Here is a 22,883-nt window from a genome sequence, read left to right as displayed (position 1 = left end):
GTAATTCTAGAGATCACAAACAAAAACTAAACCTTACTTGCGTATGGGCATGGGCGGGAGCGAAAATATTCCTGGATGGCTTACGAGTCATCTTGCGAATGATCCTGTGATCGCAGGAGATCTCGCGGATAAGATATCGAAGGAGGCTGAAAAAATCCAGCTTCCAGGCGAACGGGTTTTGACAACCCGGAGCGAAGAAGACACCTTTAAGAAGGAAAAAGTTGAACCGTATCGCCGCACCACGGTTGCGGGAATCTTTGCCAGCGGCTCATTCCTAGCGTTATTGGTACTAACCATTTATCTGCTTTATGTGTTCTCCATTGTGGCCGGGGAAACGGTCGCGGATGTTCCCCTGCCGCCCACGCTGAACTAGTAGACGCTCCGCCACGACTCCGATTGGCCCGCACCGTGTTGACGCTGCGATCCTTCCATGTCCGTGGATGTCGTGTGCGACTTGTGCGATTGCCCGCCGCGGCTCAGCCTGCAGCTTCCGCCCTATTCGCAAGCCGTTTTCCGACGTAGACGCATCGCTTCACTGGTTCCGGATCCTGCACCACCTCAAACCCGATTGCCTTGTAGAACTTCAGCGCACCATCGTTCTGCGGCATGACTTCGAGGTGGATGCCGGTCGAGCCGCTCGCGGCAAGGCGCTGCTCGAGGAAGGCCATCGCGCGCCTGCCGATGCCTTTCCCGCGCGCTTGCGGCAACAGGTCGATATGGCCGTGCGACGGATAGGCCGCCAGCGCAGGTGGAACAGCGAAATCGGGATGATGGACCCGATGCCGCGCCCAATCGCTGCCGCGCCAGCGCGAGCTGTCGGATCCCGGGTCGGCGACGCGCCGCTGCAGGTCCGGATACCAGTCTGACGCCAGGCTGGCATTGAAAGCGGCTGTGTCGGCGGCGCCAAGCAGATAGCCGGCCGCACCTGTGGGGCTATCGACAATAAAGGCCAGATCGGGTTCGAGAACCTGGTAGGGAATGGTGTAGAGCAGGCCGAGCAGGTCCGGGTCGTCCTCGCGGCCGCTGGCGTCCTTGCCGGCATCGCCGGTCTTGAGACAGATCATTGCAAGCGTCTGGTGATCGGCGGCGGTCGCCCGGCGCAGGAAGAAACCGCCGCCGAAATCGAGGATCATGGCGGCAGCAGCCGGAAGTCCTTGCCCTCGGGCAGAAGCTGCCCGCCATCGACGATGATGGTCGTGCCCGTGATGTAACTGGCATCGTCAGAGGCCAGGAACAGGAAGGCATTGGCCACATCGCGCGGGCTGCCGAGACGGCCGAGCGGGATGGCGTCTTCCATGTTCTTGATGAAGGCCGCGCCGCGATGCTGCTCTATGCCTTCGGTGAGGATGTTGCCGGGCTCGACGCCGTTGACTGTAATGCCGTAGCCCGAGAATTCGAGCGCAGCCGAACGGATCAGCCCATTGATGCCGGCCTTGGTCGCCGAATAATGGCCGTGGCCGGGGCTGGTGACATGCGGGCCGGTGATCGAGGAGGTGAACAGCATGCGGCCAAAATGCTGTGCCTTCATCGGCACCAGCGCCGCACGTGCGGCGACAAAGCTGCCGCGCAAGTTTACCGCCATGACCCGGTCCCAGTCGTCGGGACTGGTGTTTTCCAGCAATTGCCAGGGATAGATGCCGGCATTCTGCACCATGATGTCGAGCCGACCGTGACGGTCGAGGGCCAGCGCCACGGCGGCTTCCGCATCGGCCATCTGCGAAATGTCGGTGCGAATGAAGTGGGCGCCGACCTCATCTGCCGTTGCTTGCCCGGCTTCGGTCTCGGTATCGGCCAGCACCAGCTTTGCGCCTTCCTCGGCAAAGCGCTGCGCGATCGCCTTGCCAATGCCGCGGGCAGCACCGATGACCAGCGCCACCTTGCCAAAAAGTCGCCGGTTTTGCGGTCGGCTGCTCATGCGAGCCTCTGGCGGATGGTCTGCCTGAATGCATCGAGCAGCACGGCGGCAAGCACCAGCAGGCCGTGTATCACCAGGGTGAAATTGGCCGGCAGGCCCATCAAATTGATCGCCGTGTTGATCGCCGACAGCAGCAGCACGCCGGCATAGACGCCGGGCAAGGTGCCGACACCGCCTTTCAGGCTGACGCCGCCGATGACGACGGCGGCAAAGGCGTTGAACAAGAATCCCGCACCGAGATTGGCACTGGCTCCGGAGGTGCGGATCGCCAGCAGCCAGCCGGCAAGGCCGGCGATGGCGCCGGCGAGAACGAAGGCTATGACCAGGTTGCGGTTGACGCGGATGCCGGCGCGGAAGGTCGCCGTCTCGTTGCCGCCGATCATGACCAAATGCCTGCCGAAGGGCGTCTTGGCCATGATCAGCGAGAACACCACGAAACACGCAATGGCGATCCAGGCGGTGAGCGGCAGGCCGAGCAGGCGCTGGATGGCGAACCAGCGTATCGCCGGCGCAAGGTCCTGTGCCGAGCGGCCGCCGGAGATGACCAGCACCAGGCCGCGCACCCAGATGTAAGAAGCCAGGGTGATGATGAAGGCGCTCATCTTCACCCTGACCACCAGATAGCCGTTGAAGGCTCCGATCAGGCCGCCGACGGCAAGCGCGATGAGCAGCGAAACCGGAACCATCAGCCATTGCGGCTGCAACTGGATGCCAAGGCCGATGCCCGACGAGCAGAACAGGATGCCGACCGCCATGGCGCTGAGCGCCGCCACCGATTCGACCGACAGGTCCATATGGCCGGCGATGATGACCAGCGCCAGGCCGATCGACATCACGCCGAGCACGCTCGACGCCTCGATGATGTTGGCGAAGATGCCGAGCTGAAAATAGTTCGGGATGAGGATGGAAAAGACCACCAGCACGAAGACCAGCATGAACCAGACGAGATTGTCGAGGATGAACTCGAGGGTTTGGCGCGTGCGGGGGTTCATCTGCGGATCCGGTTGGCGCCGACCCCGAAAAAAGCCACTCGGTGTTCGGAAAGATCAGGCGCGGTTGAAAATTGCTGCAACGTTCCCGTGCGCGTCCGTTCGAACGCACCAGGGCTGCAGGGCTGGCTCCGGGCCTGTGTGGCCCGGAGCTTCTGGCGAGTTTGCTATTCGACCGGCTTGATGGATTCGGTCGGCGGCTTCATGTTGCCCCAGAAGGCCGGGTTATCGACATTTTCCTTGGTGATCGCAGCGCCGGGGATCTTGATGTTCGGCCCCCACGCTTCCTTGGTCAGGGTCGATTTCAGGCCAAGCACATCATATTCGCCGGGCTTGATCTCCTGCTTGTTGACCACCTTGTCCATGAACATGGCGACCGCCGCGGCCTGGGCGTAGAGCGGCTGCTCGACTTCGACATTGAGCCAGCCCTTGCGGATCAGGTCGAGGCCGACCGGAGCGCCGTTCGAGCTCATCAGCATGACGTCGCCCGGTTTCTTGCCGGCGGCCTCGAGCGAGGCGACGGCAGCGACCGAAAGATGCGCGGCATGGCTAAAGATCAGGTCGATGTCGGGGTTGGCGAGCATCTGGTCGGCAACGATGGTGCCGGCGTTACTGGCCTCCCATTGCATGGCCGGCAGCGAGATGATCTTGACGTCCGGGAATGCCTTCATCTTCTCCTCGAAACCCTTCTGGATGTCGAGCGTGTAGGGGTCGCCCGGATCGCCGAGCACCTGCAGGATCTTGCCCTTCACCGAGCCGTTCTTCGTGGTCAGGAGCTTTTGCGCCTGATCGGCGGCGACGTAGCCGATCTCGACGGTTCCGGCCACCGAGGTGAAGTCGGACGGGGTCGAGGTGATCTGGCGGTCGAACTCGACGACCGGGATGCCGGCGGCACGGGCCGCCTCGACCGACGGTTTCAGCGCATTGAAATCGACGGCGGCAAGAATGATCGCCGCCGGCTTCAGCGCGATGACGTCGTTCATCTGCGATTGCTGCGCGTCGGTCTTGTTGTCGGCGTTCAGTGTCTTCATCTCGTAGCCGACCTGCTTCAGGAACAGTTCCAGCGCGCTCACCGAGCCGGTCTGGAACTCATCGAGCAATGTCGGCACCATGTAGTAGACGGTGCCCTTCGACTGAGCGAATGCCGGCGTGAGCGTGGCAAAGGCCAGTGCCAGGATACCGAAGACGGAAAGAAGTATTTTCTTCATGTCGTTCGCTCCTCTTGCGCCGGACCCCTCATTTGTCCCTCAGTTCGCCGGTCCGGCACCGGCGAGCGTCTCTCCGGTGATCATGTTAATCACCGCGTCGGGACTTGTTTTGTTGCGTGCGACATCGCCAGCCACAACGCCTTGCCGGATCACCACGATCCGGTCGGCGACCTGGAAGGCCTGCTGCATGATATGGGTGATGATGACGACACCGATGCCCTGGCTCGCCACCTGACGGATCATGTCGAGGCCGCGCCGCGTCTGCTCGACGCCGAGCGCCGCGAACGGCTCGTCGAGAAGCACCAGCTTGCCGCCGAAATGCACGAAGCGGTTGAGCTCGATGGCCTGCCGCTGACCGCCGGAGAGGTGCTCGACATTGGTGCGAAGCGAGGGAATGCGGGTGCCGGCGCTGGCCAGCGCCTTTTGTACCACCTGCTCCATGGCGCGCTCGTCGAGCACCGGAATGCCGAGAACCTTTCTAGTGATCTCGCGGCCCATGAAGAAATTGGCGACCACGTCGACATTGGTGCAAAGGGACAGGTCCTGGTAAACCGTCTCGATCCCGGCGGCCTTGGCCTCGGCGGGAGATTTGGCGAGGAATTCCTTGCCTTCGAACAGCATGCGGCCGGAGGTCGGCTCCAGGCCGCCGGCAATGATCTTGACCAGCGTCGATTTGCCGGCGCCGTTGTCGCCCAGAAGCGCCACCACTTCGCCCTTGCCGATCGAAAAGCTGATGCCTTTCAGCGCTTCGATGGCGCCATAATTCTTGGCAACGTTATCGAGCACCAGCAGCGGTTCGCTCATGCCGCGATCCCCTTGTTATGCAAGAGATCCCGTCCGCGTTCGCGTTCGGCGGTGAAGATCTGGCCGAAGCGGGGCGAAAGCACCCCCGAAACGGCAAGTGCGGCGGCGCCGCGCAACACCGCATGCTGGCCGCCGCTGGCGACGCTGACGCGGGGCGTCGTGCGGTCGCTTCGCGCCGAGACCGAATTGGGCAGGTGCGCGGCCGCGCCGGCAAGTCTTTCGAGCAGATCGGTGGACGCCAGCCCGCCGAGGATGATGGTTTCGGGATCGAACAGATTTTCGATGATGGTGACGGCGTTGCGGAAGATCGGCGCGATCTCGCTGACCCAGTCGGTGTCGGCGATGTTGCGGCGACGCAGCGCCTCCAGCGAGAGATACCGTTCGAGGCAGCCGCGATTGCCGCACGGACAGGGCTCGCCGCCCGGCACCGCGGGAATGTGGCCGATTTCACCGGCGTTTCCCCAGGCGCCGCGCAATGCGGCTCCGTCATGCACCATGACGCCGCCGAGGCCGACGCCGAAATAGAGGTAGTAATATTCGGAATATGCCGTGCCGAGGCCGTAGAGGCGCTCGCCGATCGCAGCCGCCGCCATGTCGGTTTCGAAAAAGGCCGGCAGTCCGGTCGAGGCGGCCAGCCGCTCGCGCAGCGCCACATCTTTCCAGCCGGTCATGGTGGTCGGTCCGACAAAGCTCATGGACTCCACGCCGAACGGGCCGGGCAGCGCCATGCCGATGCCGAGAACGCGGCCACCGGGCCGCAATGCCGTCAATTCGAGCACCATGGCGCCGATCAGCTCGAAAGCGCGGTCGGGCGTTGCATTTGGGGCTTCGCGATAGCTGCTCTCGATGACGTCGCCGCTGAGGTTGATCAGCGCGGCATTGATGCCGAGCGGGGTGACGTGGATGCCGACGGCATAGCCGCCTTCCGGATTGATGCGCAGCGTTGCCGGCGGCAGGCCGCGGCCCTTGGGCTCTTCGCGCAGCGACAGCACGTAACCGTGCTCTTCCAGCTCGCGAACGATGGTCGACACCGTCTGCACGGTGAGCCCGACCCGCCTGGCAATGTCGCCGCGGGCGATCGGGCCATGAAGGCGGATGGATTCGAGCACGATGCGCCGGTTATACGGCCGCCCGAACTCCTGATTGGTTCCCCGCAGTGCCATGCCTTGCGCCCTCGAGAGAGGCCAGACTGGCACCGAAGATTTATTCAGTCAAATGGAATTCAAAAATAAATCGACAGCCGCGCTGAGCGAAGCCGGCGGATGGCCCATCAAGGGTATGATCAATAGCGGATGGTACGTCGCTCCAGCAGAACCACGATCGCAAACAGCGCGATCGACAGCGAAGACGACAGCACGATCGCCGCATAGAGCCGGTCCGACTGATAGTTGAAGGTCGCCTGGATGATGAGCGCGCCGAGGCCCTTATCCGACCCGATCCACTCGCCGACAATGGCGCCGATCACGGCCGTGGCCGAAGCAATTCTCAGCGAGGAGAACAGCATCGGCAATGCTCTTGGCAGGCGCAGGCTCCAGAAGATCTCCCAGCGCGTAGCCGATAGCACCCGGAACAGTTCGTGCTCGTTGTCGCTGGCCGAGTCCAGCCCGCGGATCATGTTGACCAGCGTCGGGAAGAAGCAGATCACCGCAGCGATCACGATCTTCGGCGTCATGCCGAGCCCGAAGATCAGGATGATGATCGGGGACAGCGCCAGGATGGGAATGGTGTTGAAGAACAGCACGATCGGAAAATAGGCGGCCTGCAGGATGCGGCTGTGCACGAACAGCACCGCCAGCAGCACACCGGCAAGATTGCCGATGACAAATCCCGCCAGCGCCTCGATCAGCGTCGGCCAGAGATTGCTAAGCAGCAAAGCAAGACTCTTCCGGAACACGCCTGATATGGCCGCCGGCGTCGGGACGATATAGGCCGGCACGCCGAGCCATGGCAGCAGGAACTGCCAGGCGAGCAGGATCGAAGCCGCGCCAAAAACGGGCAGGGCGACGGCCAGCGCCGATGGCAAGGGCGCCTGCCTCATGAGGCCTGTTCCAGCGCGCCGCGCAGTTCGGCCATCGCGGCAACGATCGCCGGATCCTCGCGCGAACAGCGGTTGCCTGCCTGCTTGAACGGCCGCATGTCGAGGTCCCTGGCCAGGCGGCCCGGATTGGCGGCAAGAACGATGACCCGTTCTCCGAGATAGGCGGCTTCGGCGATCGAATGAGTAACGAAAAGGATGGTCGTGCCGGTGCGCCGCCACAACGACAAAAGCTCGTCGTTTAGGCGGTCGCGGGTGATCTCGTCCAGCGCGCCGAAAGGCTCGTCCATCAAAAGCAGCCTGGGTTGCCCGAGCAGCGCCCGGGCGATCGCCACGCGCTGCCGCTGGCCGCCGGACAATTGGTGCGGCAGGCGCTCGCCGAACCCGGCAAGCCCCATCAGATCAAGCAGTTCGTCGGTTCGATCGTCTATTGTCCGGGTCAGCCGGCCTTGTCCGATATCGAGCGGCAGGCGGACGTTGTCGCGCACGGTGCGCCAGGGCAGCAGGGTCGAGTCCTGGAAGACGAAACCGACATCGCGCCGCGAACGGACCGCATGCGGTGTGTCGCCAAGCACGCTGATCGAGCCGCCGAGCGGATCGAGCAGGTCCGCGACCACACGGAGCAGGGTCGACTTGCCGCATCCCGAAGGTCCAAGGATCGACAGGAAGGAGCCGGCCTCCACCGACAGGTCGAGACCGGAGAGCACTTTCACCACCGGCAGCCGGCCGCCATAGCCGACATCCAGCCTGCGGGCCTCGATCGCGTTCGCCATCAAGCGGCGGGCGCGTCGAGCTTGGGTCGGTCAGCGGCCGACAATTCGAGTATCTTGGTGGTGTAGACATCGGCTGCCGTGGGCCGGCCGTTCGGGTATTGGCCGACCTTGTCCAGCAGTGCCAGCTGCTCCTCGATCGAGGCGGGATCGAAGGTTCCCCATCCGTCCTTGGCGGTTGCACCGTCGAAGGAAAGTTTCAGCACCAGATTGATCGTCTTCTGCTCCCAACCGAGGTCCATTTCCGGATAGGCCTCGACCATCTTCTTGACGGCTTCCTGCGGATTGGCGTGCACCCAGCCCCAGCCCTTGGCGACGGCGCCGATGAATTTCGCCAGCGTGTCCGCATCCTGTTCGATCGCGGTGTCGGTAGCGAAATAGACGTCGGCATAGGAGTTCAGCCCGAGATCGCGCACCAGAAGATCGATCCTGTCGTCGCCGACGACGCTCAGCGCCTGGGTGTTGGTGATCCATCCGCCAATCGCGTCGACGTCGCCGCGCACCAGCGGCGCCTTGTCGAAGCCGACATTGACGACGGTGACCTCGGACGGATCAATGCCGTTCTTGGCCAGGATCTCATCGATGACGAAGCGCGCCGTCGGCTGGATGCCGATCTTCTTTCCCTTGAGGTCGGCCACGCCGCGGATCGGCTTGGCAGGCTTCGAAGTGAAGGCATAGGGACCGGTGCGGAAGCCGCAGGCGATGATCTTCACCGGCACGCCGCTGGCACGCGCCGCGTAGAGCTGGGGCGTTTCGGAAAACTGGCCGAGTTGTGCGGCGCCCGAAATCACCGGCGGCACCGTCGCCGCATTGGGGCCGCCGGGGCTGAATTCCACCTCGAGGCCCACGTCCTTGAAATAGCCGTTGGCGACGGCCGCGATGTCGCCGATCTGTCCGTTGGACATCAGCCAGTCATACTGGATGACGACCTTTCCGGCAGCCCTGGCGCCGGGCGTCAGCACGAGCTGCATTCCGGCCGAAGCTGCCGCGACGGCGGCGAAGCCGGCTTTCACGAAGCTGCGGCGGTTCATGTCGTAGTCTCTGTTCCCACTCATTTTTCGCTCCTGTTGCAAGACGTTCTCGTCTCTTCATTGCGCGCCGTTCCCGCGGCGCGGCGTCGTCTACGGCTGTTCGTCGTGGTAGTCGCCGGGGCCGCCGTCGAGCCAGGCGTATAATTCCCAAAGCGTGTCGTCTGGATCGGTGAAATAAGCGCAGCGCGCGTTCCAGACATAATCCTCCGGCGGGCCGTAGAAGGGGACGCCCTTGGCTGCCAGTTCGCCATGCAGCCGGTCGATCTCGCCGGGCGCGTTGAGCCTGACCGCCACGCAAACCTTGTGCGCCTGGCGCGGCGACCTCAACCTCGAGACGCCGGTGTGCCGGTTGATGTGATCGATCTCCCATGCCGCCAGCGTGACGCCCTCGCCATGGAAGTCGGCAAAGCCCTCGGCGCGACGCCGCAGGCGAAAGCCGAGTTTCTCGACGTAAAATTCAACCGTCCGCTCGATGTTTTCGACGAGCAGGCAGACGTCCGAAATCGCATATGCGCCTCCGACCGGCATGGCTATCTCCCTGTGCTGTGCGCGGCGCGCGATGCCGGCAGCTTGACGCCGACGCGGTCGGCGGCGCCGATGATGTGGGCGCGCATCGCCGCCTCGGCGGCCGTGGGATCGCCCGCGACCAGCGCCTCATAGATGCGCACGTGCTCCCCGACATTGACTTCGACCAGGTCGTGCAGCGGATTGGTGAGGCGGGCGTAGTGGATCGAGCGGCGGATCTGCTCGCAAACGAAGGAGATAAAGGTGTGGATGTAGTTGTTGCCGGTCGCCCGCGCGATCTCGCGATGGAACAAAAGGTCGGCGTCGATGCTGCCTTCTTCCCAGCGCTCCTCGCCGCTCATCCGGTCTAGCGCCGCCTTGATTGCGTCGAGGTGCTCCTGCCCGCGCCGTTCGGCGGCGAGTGCAGCTGACTCGGCTTCCAGTATGCAACGCAGTTCGAACAGCCGCTCCATATTCCCGGTCGCTTTCAGCGCCTCGCCATCGATCCGGATCGACGCGCGCTGCTCCGGCGCCAGCACGAAGGCGCCGACGCCTTGCCGGGCTTCGATCATGCCATCGGCCCTGAGTTGAGCGATCGCCTCGCGCACTACGTTGCGGCTGACGCCGAATTTTTCCGAGAGCTGCTGCTCGGTCGGCAGTCGCGTGCCCGGATTGAGCTCGCCGGATTCGATCTCGCGGCTGAGGAACGCGGCGACGCGATGCGGCAGCGCCTCCACCGTGCCGATAGCGGCCAGTCTTTGCTTCATGGAAAGGTCTCCGTCGATGGCAGCAGGCAGCCGGGATTCATCGATCCCTGAGGGTCGATCGTTCTCTTGAGCGCCGTGATGAGCTGGCGATGGGCAGGCGCCAGGCCGGCCCAGAAAGTGCGATGGCGGGTGCGGCCGATACCGTGCTCGGCGCTGATCGAGCCGCCAAGTGCGCCGACGATCTGGTAGAGTCCGGCGGTGATCTCCGCGCCCTGGGCACGAGCTTCACCCTCGGCGAGCCCAGGCGGTGGCAGGACGTTGAAATGGATATTGCCGTCGCCGGCATGGCCATAGGCCTGCGGCAGCCAACCGGGATGTTCCAGCGCCACGAATTGGCGGGCTTTACCGACGAGGGCGGGGATGTCCGATATCCTGACCGCAAGGTCGGTGCGCACATGGTAGCCGCGTCTTGCCTGGCCCTCGACCAAGCCCTCGCGAATGGCCCAGAACGCCCTGGCCTGCGCAACGCTTTCAGCAAGGACGGCATCGGCAACCAGGCCGCTCTCCATCGCTCCGGCCAGGAAATCGACCAGCATGGAGCGCAGATCGACCGCAACGCTTGCGGAGAGTTCGATCAGCACGTGGACGGGAGCTTCGACCGGCGAAACGATGTCGGCATCGATCAAGCGGGCGAGGTCGATGCACTCCGAACCGATGATCTCGAAGGCCGAAATCAGATCGGATGAGGCCCGGCGAGCGTGCCGGAACAGGGTGATGGCCGCTTCGAACGAGGCGAGACCGAGATAGGCGGTCTCGACCCGGGCCGGTTTCGGGAACAGCTTGAGCTCGACGCCGGTGATGATGCCGAGCGTTCCTTCGCTGCCGATGAAGAGCTGCTTCAGGTCGTAGCCGCGATTATCCTTGCGCAGGCCGGAAAAGCCGCTCCACAACTCGCCGTCGGGCAGGACGACTTCGAGGCCGAGGATGAGGTCGCGCGCCATGCCATAGCGCAGCACGTTGGTGCCGCCGGCGTTGCTGGCCGCATTGCCACCGATCTGGCAGCTTCCCTGCGCGCCGAGCGCCAGCGGAAACAGGCAATCCTGTGCCTCTGCCGCATCCTTGATGTGCTGCAGGATGCAGCCGGCGTCGGCCTGCAGGATGAAATTGTCGGCGTCGACAAGACGAATGCCGTTCAACCGCTCCAGACTGACGACCACCGCGCCACGGCTGTCGATGTCGATTGCGCCCGCCACCAGCCCGGTGTTCCCGCCCTGCGGGATGATTCCGAGCCCGAGCGTGCCGCAGAGCCGCACCACAGCCTGGACTTCGCCGACGGAAGCCGGCTTCAGCACCGCAAGGGCTCCGCCGCGATGATCCCCGGACCAGTCCAAAAGGTATTTCGCCATGCCGGCCGCTTCGGCAGCCACGCCGCTTTGTCCGACAGCGCTCTCCAGGGCATTCAGAATTTCAGGCGGGATACCGTGAACGGTCATTACAAGCCTGCTAGGCTAAGGCATACGCTTATACATATCATCCTACAACTGCGTCGGAGTCAACGCTGTGGGGCACAAGCCCACAAGGGCTGGAGCCGAAATGTTTGCTGAGAGAACAGGGCGGAGGGCGATCGCCCGAGGATACTTAGGCGAGGCCGCCTTGGCGTGGCAGCGCCGGCCAATGCCGGTCAATTGCTGGTTCGTCTGGGGAGCAACCCGGCTCCTAGAGGTACCGCTCGACCTTCTTGCCGACGGTCAAAAACCGCAGCGGGTCGATCGCTTCGCCATTGTGGCGAACTTCGTAGTGCAGATGCGGGCCGGTCGAGCGGCCGCTATTGCCGGTCTTGCCGATGACGTCTCCGGCATCGAGCTTCTGGCCGACGGCGACGTCGATTTCGCTGAGATGCCCGTAACGCGTCACAAAACCGTTTCCGTGGTCGACCTCGACCATGCGGCCGTAGCCGCCGTTCCAGCCGGCCTTGACGACGACGCCGGCTGCCGTGACCTTGGCAGGCATACCGACCGGCGCCCTGAAGTCCATGCCGGAATGCAAGGCGGCCGTGCCGAGGATGGGGTCGGTGCGCACGCCGAACGGGCTGGTGACGCTATGGCCGGGCGCGGGGTTGGCGAGCGGCAGCCGGCGCGCTTCCTTTTTCAGATGATCCAGCGCGTCAAGCGCTTCGTCCAACTCCTTGACCTTGCTGTCGAAGACCAACGAACTGTCGAGCGGTATCAGCGGACCGCCGACGTCGCTCTTTTCGAATTCGCTGTCGACCGGCAGGCCGGCGGCCTCGAGCGCCTGCGAGATCGCGTCGGCGCTCTTGTAGGCATTGTCGGCGAGCCTCGCGATTCGCGTGAGCTGCTGGCTCTCGATGGCCTTCAGCGAGTTGTTGATCGAAACGAAGAGCTTGTCTGCCCGGTCGGCCGCGCTTTCGCTCGGCAGCGGATCGGCGCGGGTCGACCACAGCGAGAACGGCCTGGTGTCGTCACCGCCCACAGGAGCGGCAAGCGGGGCGGCAAGGCTGGCGACGGAATAGGCCATCGGCTGGATGCTGCCGGTCGCGTCGGCATGTTCATCCGGCTTTGCCGTCGGCACGGGCGGCGTTGCGACCTCGTTTTCGGCTCGTTCGAGGATCGGGCCGAGGCGGCCGTGACGCAGGCTGAGCTGGCTCTGCCGTTCCAGCAGCTCGCTGACCTTGGTTTCCATCAGTTGCTGATCGAGTAGCTGGCGGCTGGTGATGCGGTCGACCTGGCTGCGCAGTGCCGAGATGCGGTCTTCGTAGGCCTGCTGCATTCGCGCCTGCCGCGCCGTCGTGGCGCCGATCAGATCGTCGCGCAGCACCAGATAGGAGGTCGCCAGCAGATAGCCAATGACGATCGCCGCCAGCGCCGAGCCGCAAAATGCAGCCAGCCACGGGCGTATGGTGAAATGCCTTATCTGGTCGCCCCGGGCGATGATGACCGTGTGGGGCTCTTTGCGTCTGCCGAAGACCGCTGACTGACTGGCTACGTTCACGGGACCAAGCTTTCGTTACGACACCAACGACGAGCCTGATTACACATTATTAGGGTTAACAAAGTTTTGTCTTCGCGCAAAACGGGTATCGAATTGCAGCGGCCTGGCGCAGCTCTCAAATTGCGCGAACCGCCTCCAGCACGTCTTCGGCGTGCCCTTTGACGCGGACATTGCGCCAGATCCTGGCGATGCGTCCGTCCCGGCTAATCAGGAATGTCGCCCGCTCGACGCCCATATAGGTGCGGCCGTAGAGCTTCTTTTCCACCCACAAATGGTAAGCCTCGATCACCTTGCGCTCCTCGTCGGCGACAAGGTCGACGCTCAGATCGTATTTCGCCTTGAATTTGTCATGTTTTTTGATGCTGTCCGGCGACAGCCCGATGACGACAGCGCCGGCCTTTTCGAACTCCGGCTTCAACTGCGAAAAGCCGATCGCCTCGTTGGTGCAGCTTGTGGTGTCGTCCTGTGGGTAGAAATAGAGTACGATGGGTTTTCCCAGCAATGCGGCGAGGCTGAGTGAACCGCCGCCGTCGCGCGGAAGATCGAATTGCGGCGCAACATCGCCCACGTCGAGGTCAGCCATACCGATGCCCTTGTTTGAGGTTACGCGCCAGGCTGCACCGATATAATATCGAGCGGGGATTCGTCCACGATCGAATTCGTTTCAACGGAAGATTGCGTGGATCAGGAGCTGCCGCAGCACGAGAAGATCAGGTTCAGGCGTGACGAGATCACCGACCTGGGAACCTTTCCGTCCGCGTGCCGCGTCCCGCCGCTTGGGCAGGCGTCGATCGGTCGCGGCGTTCGTTTGATGGCGCGGCTGTTTGCCGGCCTCTTCGCCCTTGTGCTGCTGGCCGCCGCCGGCGTCTATGCGATCGGCGTGTCCGGCTTCGGCTCGGAGCGGCTTCGCGCGGAAGCCGAAACGGCAATCGAGAAATTGGCCGGCTTCGATGTCGACGTTGCCGTCGGGCCGGCCCGGCTGACGCTTGACGGGTCGAGCTTCATTGCGCTGCAGGTCAGCGACGTCAGCCTCAAGACCGCCGACGGAAAACCGATGGCCGATGCCGGCTGGGTCCGCTTCGGCATCCGGCTGATCCCGCTGCTTTCGGGCGAGGTACGGCTGACCAGTGCCCGGATTTCCGACGCGCACATCGTCATGGCGGCGATGCCGTCCGGCGGCGACTGGACGGCCGGGCTGCGCAACCAGGACGGCCTCATCGATCCGGAAAAACTTTCCGCCGCCGTCTTCGCCAATCTCAATCGCGCGCTCGATGCGGTGCGCGAGGATTCGATGCGCCAGATCGATCTGCGCAACGTCGAGTTGGCACTGCCCGAGACCGGATCGGTCAAGTCGGTCACCATCGCCGACGCCTCCGTCTCGCAGTCCGGACCGGGAAGCATGGAGCTTTCATCCGACGCCGATGTCGACGGCAGGGCGCTTACCATCGCCGCTTCCGCCACCCGCGATCCGGCGACGCGACGCATCACCACGCTGGACGCCAGCATCCAGGCGGCGGACGCCGACACTGCGGCGGCAGGTGGCAAATTGGGTGCGATCGCCTTGAAGCTGGCGGGGTCGGAAGGGACCGGCGACAACGGTTCGCGGCTGACCGCTGCCCTGTCGCTGACCGGATCGGTGCTCGATCTCGGTTCGCGCGGCCTGCTTCCGGCCGACATCGATCTCGATGCAACGCTCGTCGCCGGGTCGAATAAAATCCAGGTCGACAGTTTGCTGGTGAAAACCGGCCGCTCGACCTTCGATTTCGCCGGTTCGATCGGGCCGAAGCCGGCCACCGGCACAGCGGGCGAGGAGCCATCCTATCGTTACGACCTGACCAGCGACGGTTCGACCCTGGCGCCTTCGGATTCGCCGGAGCCGGCACTCAGCTTCATTGCCCGTATCGCCGGCGTTTACCAGCCGACGAGCCAAAAGCTGGTCGCCGAGCAGATCGGCGTCCGGTCCGGACCGGGCAGCGAAGTGCTGGGCACGGCTTCGGTTGCATTCGTCGCCAACCAGGCGCCGGGCATATCGGTGGCGCTCAATGTCCACGACATGCCGGTCTCGCACGTCAAGCAATTATGGCCATGGTTTTCGGCGCGCAATGCCAGGCTGTGGGTGCTTAAGAACCTGTTCGGCGGCCGCGTCGTCGACGGCAGCCTGCAATTCCAGGTCGTGCCCGGACGGCTCGGCAACGGCGTGCCGCTTTCCGCCGATGAAGTGTTCGGCCGATTCCAGGTCGAAGGATCGCGCTTCGACACTGCCGGCCGCATCCCGCCGATCCGCGATGCCGTCGGCGTCGTCGGCTTCCACGGCAACGACGTCGATGTCGCGCTGTCGTCGGGCAGCGTCTATATGCCGAGCGGCCGCACGGTGGCGGCGAGCAACGGCACGCTTACCGTCAAGGCGGCGAACCATCCGCCGGTGATCGGCGCGCTCGACATCGATGTCGCCGGCGAGGCGCCGGCAATCGCCGAGCTGGCATCCTATGACCCGATCAACGCCATGCGCCATGTCGGCCTGCTGCCGGACGACCTGTCCGGCACGGTGACCGGCCACGTCAAGGCCGATATTCCGCTGCAGTCCGGTGTCGACTCTTCCAAACTCGATTGGCTGGTGGCGCTCGACTACAAGGACCTGTCGCTGGGCAAGCCGTTTGAGGGCCAGACGATCAGCCATGCCGATGGCGCGATCACCGTCGCGCCCGACCGGGCGGTGATCTCGGCCGAGGCGCTGCTCAACGGCATTCCGGCCGAGCTCGACCTGATCGAGCCGCTCAGGGATGGCGGCCCGCCGCGCAGTCGTAAAGTAGCGCTGGTGCTCGACGACAAGACGCGCGCCACCGCCATGCCTGGCCTGTCGACGCTGCTTTCCGGGACCATCAAGGTGGCAATCGACAAGAGCGGCACCGGCAACCAGAACGTGTCGGCGGACCTGACCAATGCCAGGCTGGACATTCCCTGGGCCGGCTGGAGCAAGGGCCCCGGCATTCCCGCCAAGGTCGTCTTCGCCATGGCGAAGACCGGCGACACCACGACCCTGTCCAATTTCGAACTCGACGGCAAGACCTTCTCCATCGATGGCAGCGCGGTGCTGGTCAACGGCGCCTTGTCCTCGGCCCGGTTCAGCAAGGTCACGTTGAACAGGGGCGACGACGTCGCCGTCTCGGTGAAGCGGTCGGGCAAGGCCTATGCGGTCGAGGTCAGCGGCAGCGCGCTGGACGCACGCTCGCTGATCAAGCAATTCACGTCCGACGTCGACACCGCCACCAAGACCACCGGCGTCGATGCGATCTCGGTCAGCGCCGACGTCAGCTCCCTGACCGGCTTCCACGACGAGGTGCTGTCGAATCTGAAGCTCGACTACAGCGCCGCCGGCTCCCGGGTGAACGGGCTCAAGGTGAGCGCCACGGCAAGTTCGGGAGCCGCGATCACCGTCAGCAACACCACCGGCGGCGGCCTGCGAACGCTCAACATGAAGTCGGCCGATGCCGGCGCCATACTGCGCTTCCTCAACATCTACGAGCATATGGAAGGCGGCTCGATCACGCTGGCGCTCACCGGGGCCGGCGACGGTCCGCTGAAAGGCCAGGTCGACGCCAGGAATTTCGTTGTCGTCAACGAGCCGAAGCTCGCCTCGATCGTGTCGACGACGCCGGCCGGCGACAGCCGCAGCCTCAACGAGGCGGTCAAAGGCAATCTCGACACATCGAGGGTGAAGTTCGAGCGCGGTTTCAGCGAGATCGAGAAGGGCAGCGGCTATCTGAAGCTGCGCAACGGCGTGCTGCGCGGTCCGCGCATCGGCACAACCTTCCAAGGCACGCTCTATGACCAGAACAACAATATGGACATGACCGGCACGTTCATGCCAGCCTACGGCGTAAACCGCATCTTCGGCGAACTGCCGCTGATCGGCGCGCTGCTCGGCAACGGCCGCGACCGCGGCCTGATCGGCGTCACCTACCGGCTCAAGGGCAACGCCAACAAGCCGATCCTCGAGGTCAATCCGCTATCGGTGATCGCGCCCGGGATTTTCCGGTCGATCTTTGAATATCGCTGAGATGGGTAGGTGAGGGGGGTGAGGCGAAAAGGCCGGGTGAGGTGCTGTTCAGCGTAGCAGCGCCTAGAGGTAACGGCATGGATCCTATGGTCTCCGCGACGTCGCTTCGCGCCTGCTCCGCCCTAGGATGACGAAGCGAGGGGTGGTTTCAGCCAATCTCGAAGGTTGCTTTGCCATCGGCCGCCACGCGACCGCCTCGCTCTCCGACATCCGCGACTAGCCTTGAGCCACCATGCCTTCGTCATCCTAGGGCGGAGCAGGCGCGAAGCGACGTCGCGGAGACCCTAGGATCCATGCCGTTACAGTGGCCGAGGAATGCAGCGATCCATTGCTTGCGCCCGTCCCCGGCTAGGTTTCACCTAAGCCTCAGCAGGCGTTAGATCGGCCGCACCAGAACGACCTTCTTCTTCCCCAGTTGAACTTTGAATGCTCCGGTGTTTTCGTACAGGTCGGTCCACAAGACAATTTCGTTCGGATCGGTGACGACCCTGTCATTGATGCGTAGAGCACCTTCCGCCATCTTGCGCCGAGCTTCCGAGTTAGATGACACAAGCCCGGACGCGACCGCAATTGCAGCATTCGACCTGCCAAATTGCCATCTGTCATCCTCTCCTTTGTCGATTGTTACTGTCGGCAATGACTCGGTTGACTGACCTCTTTCGAAAAGCGCTTCTGCTGTCTTGGCTACCTCCTCCGCCGCCTCGCGGCCATGCAGCATGGCGGTGATTTCGGTGGCGAGGATCTTCTTGGCTTCGTTGATCTCCGAGCCGCCGAGCCGTTCGAGACGTGCGATCTCGGCGAGCGGCAAGGTCGTGTAGAGCTTCAGGAAACGGCCGACATCGGCATCCTCGGTGTTGCGCCAATATTGCCAGAACTCGTACGGGCTCAACATCTCCGCATCGAGCCAGACTGCGCCCGAGGCCGACTTGCCCATCTTGGCGCCGGAGGAGGTGGTGAGCAGCGGCGTCGTCAGCGCATAAAGCTGCGCGCCTTCCATGCGATGGCCGAGATCGATGCCATTGACGATGTTGCCCCACTGGTCGGAGCCGCCCATCTGCAGCCGGCAGCCGAGGCGTTTGTAGAGTTCGACGAAGTCGTAGGCCTGCAGGATCATGTAGTTGAATTCTAGGAACGACAGCGACTGCTCGCGATCCAGCCGGAGCTTGACCGAATCGAAGGCCAGCATGCGGTTGACCGAAAAATGCCGGCCGACATCGCGCAGGAAATTGACGTAGTTGATGTCCATCAGCCAGTCGGCATTGTTGATCATGACGGCGTCGTTCGGGCCGCTGCCGAATTTGAGGTAAGGCGTGAAGTTGCGGCGGATGCCGGCGAGATTGTCCTCGATGTCCTGCGGCGTCAAAAGCTTGCGCGCCTCGTCCTTGAACGACGGATCGCCGATCATCGAGGTGCCGCCGCCCATCAGGGCGATCGGCCGGTGGCCGGTCTGCTGCAGCCAGTAAAGCATCATGATCTGGATCAGCGACCCGGCATGCAGGCTCCTCGCGGTTGCGTCGAAGCCGATATAGGCGCTCACCGTTTCCGTCGCGAAAAGCTGGTCGAGGCCGGCATCGTCCGAGGTCTGGTGGATGAAACCGCGCTCGCTCATCGTGCGCAGGAAATCGGATTTGAAGGCGGACATTTTCTTTCCCGAAAAGCTTCCGGCCGAACGCGGCCCGGCTATGCATGAAGGCGGGCGTTTAGCACTCAAGCGCGATCAGCAAAAGTGGAATCCGGTTTTGTGTCCGATCGCGCTTCGGATGGCTTTGTGCGATCAGCAAAAGTGGAATCCGGTTTTCGCGTCCGCGCGGATAGCGTGCGGCCTGCTTGCGTCATTGTTTCGGCTGGCGTAATGAGGCGCCGCGCCAGCGGGGCTCTTCCTCTGGACCGCGCGGCATCGATCGAATGCCATATCCTGTGACAGAGTCGAGATGCCGGAGATATCCATCGTCATTCCTTGCCGGAACGAGGCGGCGAACCTGCCGCTTCTGCTCGACGAGATCGCCATTGCCATGGCCGGGCGGGACTTCGAAGTCATTGTCGTCGACGATGGCTCGACAGACGATACGCCTTCGGTGCTTGCAGCAGAAGCAGCGCTTCGCCGGTTTCCGCTGCGCCATCTCAGGCATGAAAAATCCGCCGGACAGTCGCTTTCGGTGCGCTCAGGCGCCTGGGCGGCGCGCGGCGATATCGTCGCCACCATTGACGGCGACGGCCAGAACGACCCCGGCTATATCCCAGTGTTGATCGACGCACTGCGGCAGGCTGGTCCCGAAGTCGGGGCCGCGCAGGGACAGCGTCTGAAGCGCCGCGACAGCAAGATCAAGCAGCTGGCGTCGCGTTTCGCCAACGGGCTGAGAAAAGCCATCCTGCACGACGAGACGCGGGATACCGGCTGCGGCCTCAAGGCGATCCACACCGACATTTTGAGGAAATTGCCGTTCTTCGACGGCACCCACCGCTTTGTTCCGGCGCTGGTCATCCAGGAGGGCTACCGCGTCGTCCATTGCGACGTCGTCGACCGCTCCCGCCGTCACGGCAAATCGAATTACGGCATCTTCGATCGCGGCCTTCAGGGCGTGCTCGATCTTGCCGGCGTCTGGTGGCTGCGCCGCAGGCGCCGCAGGATGCCCAAAGTAGAGGAAATCAGGCATGGGTAACGTGCTTCAGGAATTGGCGACCTGGCTTCACGATGTTTTCGTCAAGCAATTCGATGCCTGGGTTCTGCTCGGCTTCGTCGCCCAGTTCTTCTTCACCATGCGCTTTCTGGTGCAGTGGGTGGCGTCGGAAAAGGCCAAGCGCAGCGTCGTGCCGATCGCCTTCTGGTTCTTTTCGCTGTTCGGCGGTGGCCTGCTGCTGATCTATGCCATCCAGCGTCAGGATCCGGTGTTCATCGCCGGCCAGGCCATGGGCCTGTTGATCTATATCCGCAATCTCTGGCTGATCGCCAACGAGCGAAAGGCGGCGATGACCAAGGTCGATTGAGCCCGCGACCGGCCTGAAACCGGTCGAGCAAGCAATCCAGATTACTTGCCGTCCAGCCCGCCGTAGGACCTTACCAGCCGGACCATGTCGGCCGAGTTGGCAGTCTCGCTCTCGAGCCCCTCGGCGACACCGACGCGGTCGGCGGCCGGGCGGTTCTGGCTGACTTTCCATTTACCGCTGATTTCGGTGATTGCGATCTCCAGGCCGACGATGCCCTTGATCTGCGACTGGATAAAGGGTGCCGGAGCGTCGGTTACCGCCCATGGCGCCGAGCGGTTGCCCTCCTGCGACATCGTCAGATCGGAAATCTGCTCGGCCAGCCAATCCTGGTCTTCGATCACCGTGACGATGCCGCGCACCTGGACGATGGCGTAGTTCCAGGTCGGTACCACTTTGCCGGTTTCACGCTTGGTCTCATACCAGGACGGCGTCACATAGGCGTCGGCGCCCTGGAAGACGACCAGCACCGGCGCCAGGGGATTGTCGGCCAAAAGCCGCCATTGCGGATTGGCTTTCGCCAGATGTGCGCGCAGCCTGCCATTCGGCGGCACATCCGCGTTGAGCAAGGAGGGCGCGTCTAGAAGAAAGGGAATTGCGTTGGCGACCGGCCCCTCGGTGCCGTTCGACACCAGCAGGCCAAGCGGATGCGCCCGGATCAGCCCGTGCAGGACGTCCGGCCGTGTTTCCTGAAAGTGGGGTGGTTGGTACATCGCCGATTATCTCAGCCGCTTCGGCCGTGGGTCGGACAGTTCCCCGGCCAGCCGGCGATCGAGATAGTCCGCGCATTCCTCGATCAGAAGCTCCGCATGGTTGGCAAAGAAATGGTTGGCGCCGGGCAAGGTCTTCTGGGTGATGGTAATGCCCTTTTGCGTGTGCAGCTTGTCGACCAGGCCCTGCACGTCCTTCGGCGGCGCGACCTTGTCGGCATCGCCATGGATGATCAGGCCGGACGACGGGCATGGCGCCAGGAACGAGAAATCATAGGTATTGGGCTGCGGCGCGACCGAGATAAAGCCCTCGATCTCGGGCCGGCGCATGAGAAGCTGCATGCCGATCCACGAGCCGAACGAATAGCCGGCAACCCAGCAACTCTTGGAATCCGGATGCAGCGACTGCACCCAGTCGAGCGCCGCGGCGGCGTCGGACAACTCACCAGTGCCGTGGTCGAACTCGCCCTGGCTGCGGCCGATGCCGCGGAAATTGAAGCGCAGCGTGGTGAAATTGCGCTTCTGGAACATGTAGAAGAGGTCGTAGACGATCTTGTTGTTCATCGTCCCGCCGAACTGGGGGTGCGGGTGCAGGACGATGGCAATCGGCGCGCTCTTTTCCTTCGAGGGCTGATAGCGACCCTCCAGGCGGCCGGCCGGACCGGTGAAAATGACCTCAGGCATGAAATACTCCACTTGGCATAAATTGCGCGGCGCCCGGAACAACTTTCCCTAGGCCTTGACGCAGGGCGAGCGTCTTTCTAGAAGCTAGTTTAGAATTGTTCAAAACTGGGCGGCCAAAAGCTGTGGCTCGGCCACCCACGCCGCAAGCCGCGTAAATAGGACGTCTTGCCTTGCAATTTCAAGGAAATAACGCGCTATCTTCGCGGAACGGCTTTTGAAGGGACCAGTTGGACGCAAATGGCCGGAGCACGCGCCTATCTCGACTACAACGCCAGCGTGCCGCTGCTTGCCTCGGCGCGCGCGGCGGTGGTCGCTGCGCTCGACATCGCCGCCAACCCGTCCTCGGTCCATGCCGAGGGCCGCGCTGCGCGGCGGCTGATCGAAGACGCCAGGCGCGACGTGGCGCGACTGGTCAGCGCCAAAGCCGAGCATGTCGTATTCACCTCCGGCGCGACGGAAGCGGCCTCGACGCTGCTGACGCCGGACTGGCAGATGGGGCGCGGCGCCGTCCGCATGAGCCGGCTTTACGTGTCCGAGGCCGACCATCCCTGCCTGCTCAATGGCGGGCGCTTCCCCGCGGGGCAGGTAACGCGGATCGGCGTCGATGCCGACGGCATCGTCAGGCTCGACGTCCTGGCGTCAGCACTTAGTGCGCGTGACAAGGCCGACGGTTTGCCGCTGGTCGCGATCCACGCCGCCAACAATGAGACCGGCGTGATCCAGCCGATTGGCCGCATTGCCGAAATCGCCAAGGCGGCGGGTGGCATCCTGGTTGTCGATGCGGTGCAGGCTGCCGGCCGCATTCCGCTCGATATGTCAGCGGGTTACGCAGACTATTTGATTCTGTCGTCGCACAAGATCGGCGGCCCCAAGGGCGTCGGCGCCATTATCGCGGCGTCGGACCTGACGATGCCAAGACCGCTGGTCAGCGGCGGCGGCCAGGAAAAAGGCCATCGCGGCGGCACCGAAAACCTGGCGGCGATTGCAGGGTTTGGCGCGGCAGCGCGCGAGGCGCTTGCCGGGTTGCAAACGATCGAAGCGGTGCGGCAGCGCCGCGACGAAGTCGAGGCGATCGTGAAAACGCTTGTTCCGGACGCCGAAATCTTCGGGACCGGCGCGCCAAGACTTGCCAACACCACGTTCTTCGCTATTCCCGGCATCAAGGCCGAGACGGCGCAGATCGCCTTCGACCTTGCCGGTGTGGCTCTGTCGGCTGGATCGGCCTGTTCGTCGGGCAAAGTCGGGCCTAGTCACGTGCTGAAAGCCATGGGTTATGGCGACAGTCTCGGCGCGTTGCGCGTGTCCATCGGCCACGCGACCAGCGCTGAAGATATCGAGCTGTTTCGTTCGGCGCTGGCGACAATCGTCGCGCGGCAAGCCGGTACGGAAAAGGCAAACAGGGAAAAGGCCGCCTGAGCGCGGCAACGGAATATTTGGGCCCTTGTGGCCTGGTAGAGCCGTGCGTTCGCATTTGGCCG

The 22,883-nt window shown here is 63.5% G+C and carries 23 protein-coding genes; 6 read left to right on the top strand and 17 right to left on the bottom strand.

Annotation, left to right across the window (positions count from 1 at the left end; all coding sequences use genetic code 11):
• Positions 1 to 49 precede the first annotated feature (49 nt).
• Entirely contained in the window at positions 50 to 373 is a 324-nt protein-coding gene (locus AC0L2Y_RS10600) for a hypothetical protein (protein WP_352491913.1), read from the top strand.
• A gap of 103 nt (positions 374 to 476) precedes the next feature.
• Here the strand turns inward: AC0L2Y_RS10600 and AC0L2Y_RS10595 are convergent, their stop codons facing one another.
• The 14 genes from AC0L2Y_RS10595 to AC0L2Y_RS10530 form a co-directional block, all read right to left on the bottom strand.
• Positions 477 to 1,133, bottom strand: a complete 657-nt coding sequence (locus AC0L2Y_RS10595) for a GNAT family N-acetyltransferase (protein ID WP_352491914.1) — start codon at positions 1,131 to 1,133, stop codon at positions 477 to 479.
• Complete coding sequence (locus AC0L2Y_RS10590) at positions 1,130 to 1,915, bottom strand: SDR family oxidoreductase (RefSeq protein WP_352491915.1); 786 nt, start codon at positions 1,913 to 1,915, stop codon at positions 1,130 to 1,132. The genes AC0L2Y_RS10595 and AC0L2Y_RS10590 overlap by 4 nt, the downstream gene beginning before the upstream one ends.
• The gene (locus AC0L2Y_RS10585) at positions 1,912 to 2,907 is read right to left on the bottom strand and encodes an ABC transporter permease (protein ID WP_352491916.1); all 996 of its coding nucleotides are present in this window, start codon (positions 2,905 to 2,907) and stop codon (positions 1,912 to 1,914) included. The genes AC0L2Y_RS10590 and AC0L2Y_RS10585 overlap by 4 nt, the downstream gene beginning before the upstream one ends.
• A gap of 164 nt (positions 2,908 to 3,071) precedes the next feature.
• Complete coding sequence (locus AC0L2Y_RS10580) at positions 3,072 to 4,112, bottom strand: sugar ABC transporter substrate-binding protein (protein WP_352491917.1); 1,041 nt, start codon at positions 4,110 to 4,112, stop codon at positions 3,072 to 3,074.
• A 39-nt stretch (positions 4,113 to 4,151) separates the two neighbouring features.
• Positions 4,152 to 4,916 carry an ATP-binding cassette domain-containing protein gene (locus tag AC0L2Y_RS10575; RefSeq protein ID WP_352477330.1) on the bottom strand — a complete coding sequence of 255 codons (765 nt, stop codon included), beginning with the start codon at positions 4,914 to 4,916 and terminating at the stop codon, positions 4,152 to 4,154.
• Positions 4,913 to 6,079 carry an ROK family transcriptional regulator gene (locus AC0L2Y_RS10570; protein ID WP_352491918.1) on the bottom strand — a complete coding sequence of 389 codons (1,167 nt, stop codon included), beginning with the start codon at positions 6,077 to 6,079 and terminating at the stop codon, positions 4,913 to 4,915. The genes AC0L2Y_RS10575 and AC0L2Y_RS10570 overlap by 4 nt, the downstream gene beginning before the upstream one ends.
• 119 nt (positions 6,080 to 6,198) lie before the next feature.
• On the bottom strand, positions 6,199 to 6,954 hold the full coding sequence (locus AC0L2Y_RS10565; RefSeq protein WP_352491919.1) for an ABC transporter permease: 756 nt from the start codon (positions 6,952 to 6,954) through the stop codon (positions 6,199 to 6,201).
• Positions 6,951 to 7,724, bottom strand: coding sequence for an ABC transporter ATP-binding protein (locus tag AC0L2Y_RS10560; protein WP_473555912.1), 774 nt, complete (start codon positions 7,722 to 7,724; stop codon positions 6,951 to 6,953). Before AC0L2Y_RS10560 ends, AC0L2Y_RS10565 begins: the two co-directional genes overlap by 4 nt.
• Positions 7,724 to 8,752 (bottom strand): ABC transporter substrate-binding protein, encoded by a 1,029-nt coding sequence (locus AC0L2Y_RS10555; protein WP_473556075.1) that lies wholly within the window; start codon positions 8,750 to 8,752, stop codon positions 7,724 to 7,726. Before AC0L2Y_RS10555 ends, AC0L2Y_RS10560 begins: the two co-directional genes overlap by 1 nt.
• Positions 8,753 to 8,842: 90 nt before the next feature.
• On the bottom strand, positions 8,843 to 9,280 hold the full coding sequence (locus AC0L2Y_RS10550; protein WP_473555910.1) for a VOC family protein: 438 nt from the start codon (positions 9,278 to 9,280) through the stop codon (positions 8,843 to 8,845).
• A gap of 2 nt (positions 9,281 to 9,282) precedes the next feature.
• Positions 9,283 to 10,023, bottom strand: a complete 741-nt coding sequence (locus AC0L2Y_RS10545) for a FadR/GntR family transcriptional regulator (RefSeq protein WP_352662624.1) — start codon at positions 10,021 to 10,023, stop codon at positions 9,283 to 9,285.
• Positions 10,020 to 11,456 (bottom strand): FAD-binding oxidoreductase, encoded by a 1,437-nt coding sequence (locus AC0L2Y_RS10540; RefSeq protein WP_473555908.1) that lies wholly within the window; start codon positions 11,454 to 11,456, stop codon positions 10,020 to 10,022. Before AC0L2Y_RS10540 ends, AC0L2Y_RS10545 begins: the two co-directional genes overlap by 4 nt.
• Before the next feature lie 223 nt (positions 11,457 to 11,679).
• Positions 11,680 to 12,972, bottom strand: coding sequence for a M23 family metallopeptidase (locus AC0L2Y_RS10535; RefSeq protein ID WP_473555906.1), 1,293 nt, complete (start codon positions 12,970 to 12,972; stop codon positions 11,680 to 11,682).
• Between the two features lie 115 nt (positions 12,973 to 13,087).
• Positions 13,088 to 13,555 carry a peroxiredoxin gene (locus tag AC0L2Y_RS10530; RefSeq protein ID WP_473555903.1) on the bottom strand — a complete coding sequence of 156 codons (468 nt, stop codon included), beginning with the start codon at positions 13,553 to 13,555 and terminating at the stop codon, positions 13,088 to 13,090.
• A 96-nt stretch (positions 13,556 to 13,651) separates the two neighbouring features.
• Between AC0L2Y_RS10530 and AC0L2Y_RS10525 the strand changes: the two genes are divergently transcribed.
• Positions 13,652 to 17,029 (top strand): hypothetical protein, encoded by a 3,378-nt coding sequence (locus AC0L2Y_RS10525; protein WP_473555901.1) that lies wholly within the window; start codon positions 13,652 to 13,654, stop codon positions 17,027 to 17,029.
• A 376-nt stretch (positions 17,030 to 17,405) separates the two neighbouring features.
• Here the strand turns inward: AC0L2Y_RS10525 and tyrS are convergent, their stop codons facing one another.
• A complete protein-coding gene (gene tyrS / locus AC0L2Y_RS10520) occupies positions 17,406 to 18,671 on the bottom strand; it encodes a tyrosine--tRNA ligase (protein ID WP_473555900.1) in 1,266 nt (421 codons plus the stop codon).
• Here tyrS and AC0L2Y_RS10515 point away from each other — a divergent pair.
• From AC0L2Y_RS10515 to AC0L2Y_RS10505, 3 genes are all read left to right on the top strand, one after another.
• Entirely contained in the window at positions 18,658 to 18,882 is a 225-nt protein-coding gene (locus tag AC0L2Y_RS10515) for a hypothetical protein (RefSeq protein ID WP_473555897.1), read from the top strand. The genes tyrS and AC0L2Y_RS10515 overlap by 14 nt on opposite strands.
• A 78-nt stretch (positions 18,883 to 18,960) precedes the next feature.
• Positions 18,961 to 19,689, top strand: coding sequence for a glycosyltransferase family 2 protein (locus AC0L2Y_RS10510; RefSeq protein ID WP_473555895.1), 729 nt, complete (start codon positions 18,961 to 18,963; stop codon positions 19,687 to 19,689).
• Positions 19,682 to 20,014 (top strand): lipid-A-disaccharide synthase N-terminal domain-containing protein, encoded by a 333-nt coding sequence (locus tag AC0L2Y_RS10505; protein WP_023674681.1) that lies wholly within the window; start codon positions 19,682 to 19,684, stop codon positions 20,012 to 20,014. The genes AC0L2Y_RS10510 and AC0L2Y_RS10505 overlap by 8 nt, the downstream gene beginning before the upstream one ends.
• 41 nt (positions 20,015 to 20,055) lie before the next feature.
• Here AC0L2Y_RS10505 and AC0L2Y_RS10500 read toward each other — a convergent pair whose 3' ends face one another.
• Positions 20,056 to 20,724, bottom strand: coding sequence for an FMN-binding negative transcriptional regulator (locus AC0L2Y_RS10500; RefSeq protein WP_352492480.1), 669 nt, complete (start codon positions 20,722 to 20,724; stop codon positions 20,056 to 20,058).
• A gap of 6 nt (positions 20,725 to 20,730) precedes the next feature.
• Positions 20,731 to 21,405, bottom strand: coding sequence for an alpha/beta hydrolase (locus AC0L2Y_RS10495; protein WP_023674683.1), 675 nt, complete (start codon positions 21,403 to 21,405; stop codon positions 20,731 to 20,733).
• A gap of 237 nt (positions 21,406 to 21,642) precedes the next feature.
• Here AC0L2Y_RS10495 and AC0L2Y_RS10490 point away from each other — a divergent pair, with 237 nt between their 5' ends.
• Entirely contained in the window at positions 21,643 to 22,821 is a 1,179-nt protein-coding gene (locus AC0L2Y_RS10490; protein ID WP_473555892.1) for a cysteine desulfurase family protein, read from the top strand.
• Positions 22,822 to 22,883 lie beyond the last annotated feature (62 nt).

This window comes from Mesorhizobium sp. WSM4830 (assembly GCF_055811495.1).
The sequence above is the reverse complement of the archived record's forward strand: the minus strand, read 5'-3'. Positions and strand labels throughout refer to the sequence as shown.

What these genes read in the sequence shown, in the direction of transcription:
- AC0L2Y_RS10600 (WP_352491913.1), top strand. Translation starts at nt 50, where the DNA reads ATGGGCGGGAGCGAAAATATTCCTGGATGGCTTACGAGTCATCTTGCG.
- AC0L2Y_RS10595 (WP_352491914.1), bottom strand. Translation starts at nt 1,133, where the DNA reads ATGATCCTCGATTTCGGCGGCGGTTTCTTCCTGCGCCGGGCGACCGCC.
- AC0L2Y_RS10590 (WP_352491915.1), bottom strand. Translation starts at nt 1,915, where the DNA reads ATGAGCAGCCGACCGCAAAACCGGCGACTTTTTGGCAAGGTGGCGCTG.
- AC0L2Y_RS10585 (WP_352491916.1), bottom strand. Translation starts at nt 2,907, where the DNA reads ATGAACCCCCGCACGCGCCAAACCCTCGAGTTCATCCTCGACAATCTC.
- AC0L2Y_RS10580 (WP_352491917.1), bottom strand. Translation starts at nt 4,112, where the DNA reads ATGAAGAAAATACTTCTTTCCGTCTTCGGTATCCTGGCACTGGCCTTT.
- AC0L2Y_RS10575 (WP_352477330.1), bottom strand. Translation starts at nt 4,916, where the DNA reads ATGAGCGAACCGCTGCTGGTGCTCGATAACGTTGCCAAGAATTATGGC.
- AC0L2Y_RS10570 (WP_352491918.1), bottom strand. Translation starts at nt 6,079, where the DNA reads ATGGCACTGCGGGGAACCAATCAGGAGTTCGGGCGGCCGTATAACCGG.
- AC0L2Y_RS10565 (WP_352491919.1), bottom strand. Translation starts at nt 6,954, where the DNA reads ATGAGGCAGGCGCCCTTGCCATCGGCGCTGGCCGTCGCCCTGCCCGTT.
- AC0L2Y_RS10560 (WP_473555912.1), bottom strand. Translation starts at nt 7,724, where the DNA reads ATGGCGAACGCGATCGAGGCCCGCAGGCTGGATGTCGGCTATGGCGGC.
- AC0L2Y_RS10555 (WP_473556075.1), bottom strand. Translation starts at nt 8,752, where the DNA reads ATGAACCGCCGCAGCTTCGTGAAAGCCGGCTTCGCCGCCGTCGCGGCA.
- AC0L2Y_RS10550 (WP_473555910.1), bottom strand. Translation starts at nt 9,280, where the DNA reads ATGCCGGTCGGAGGCGCATATGCGATTTCGGACGTCTGCCTGCTCGTC.
- AC0L2Y_RS10545 (WP_352662624.1), bottom strand. Translation starts at nt 10,023, where the DNA reads ATGAAGCAAAGACTGGCCGCTATCGGCACGGTGGAGGCGCTGCCGCAT.
- AC0L2Y_RS10540 (WP_473555908.1), bottom strand. Translation starts at nt 11,456, where the DNA reads ATGACCGTTCACGGTATCCCGCCTGAAATTCTGAATGCCCTGGAGAGC.
- AC0L2Y_RS10530 (WP_473555903.1), bottom strand. Translation starts at nt 13,555, where the DNA reads ATGGCTGACCTCGACGTGGGCGATGTTGCGCCGCAATTCGATCTTCCG.
- tyrS (WP_473555900.1), bottom strand. Translation starts at nt 18,671, where the DNA reads ATGTCCGCCTTCAAATCCGATTTCCTGCGCACGATGAGCGAGCGCGGT.
- AC0L2Y_RS10510 (WP_473555895.1), top strand. Translation starts at nt 18,961, where the DNA reads ATGCCGGAGATATCCATCGTCATTCCTTGCCGGAACGAGGCGGCGAAC.
- AC0L2Y_RS10505 (WP_023674681.1), top strand. Translation starts at nt 19,682, where the DNA reads ATGGGTAACGTGCTTCAGGAATTGGCGACCTGGCTTCACGATGTTTTC.
- AC0L2Y_RS10500 (WP_352492480.1), bottom strand. Translation starts at nt 20,724, where the DNA reads ATGTACCAACCACCCCACTTTCAGGAAACACGGCCGGACGTCCTGCAC.
- AC0L2Y_RS10495 (WP_023674683.1), bottom strand. Translation starts at nt 21,405, where the DNA reads ATGCCTGAGGTCATTTTCACCGGTCCGGCCGGCCGCCTGGAGGGTCGC.
- AC0L2Y_RS10490 (WP_473555892.1), top strand. Translation starts at nt 21,643, where the DNA reads ATGGCCGGAGCACGCGCCTATCTCGACTACAACGCCAGCGTGCCGCTG.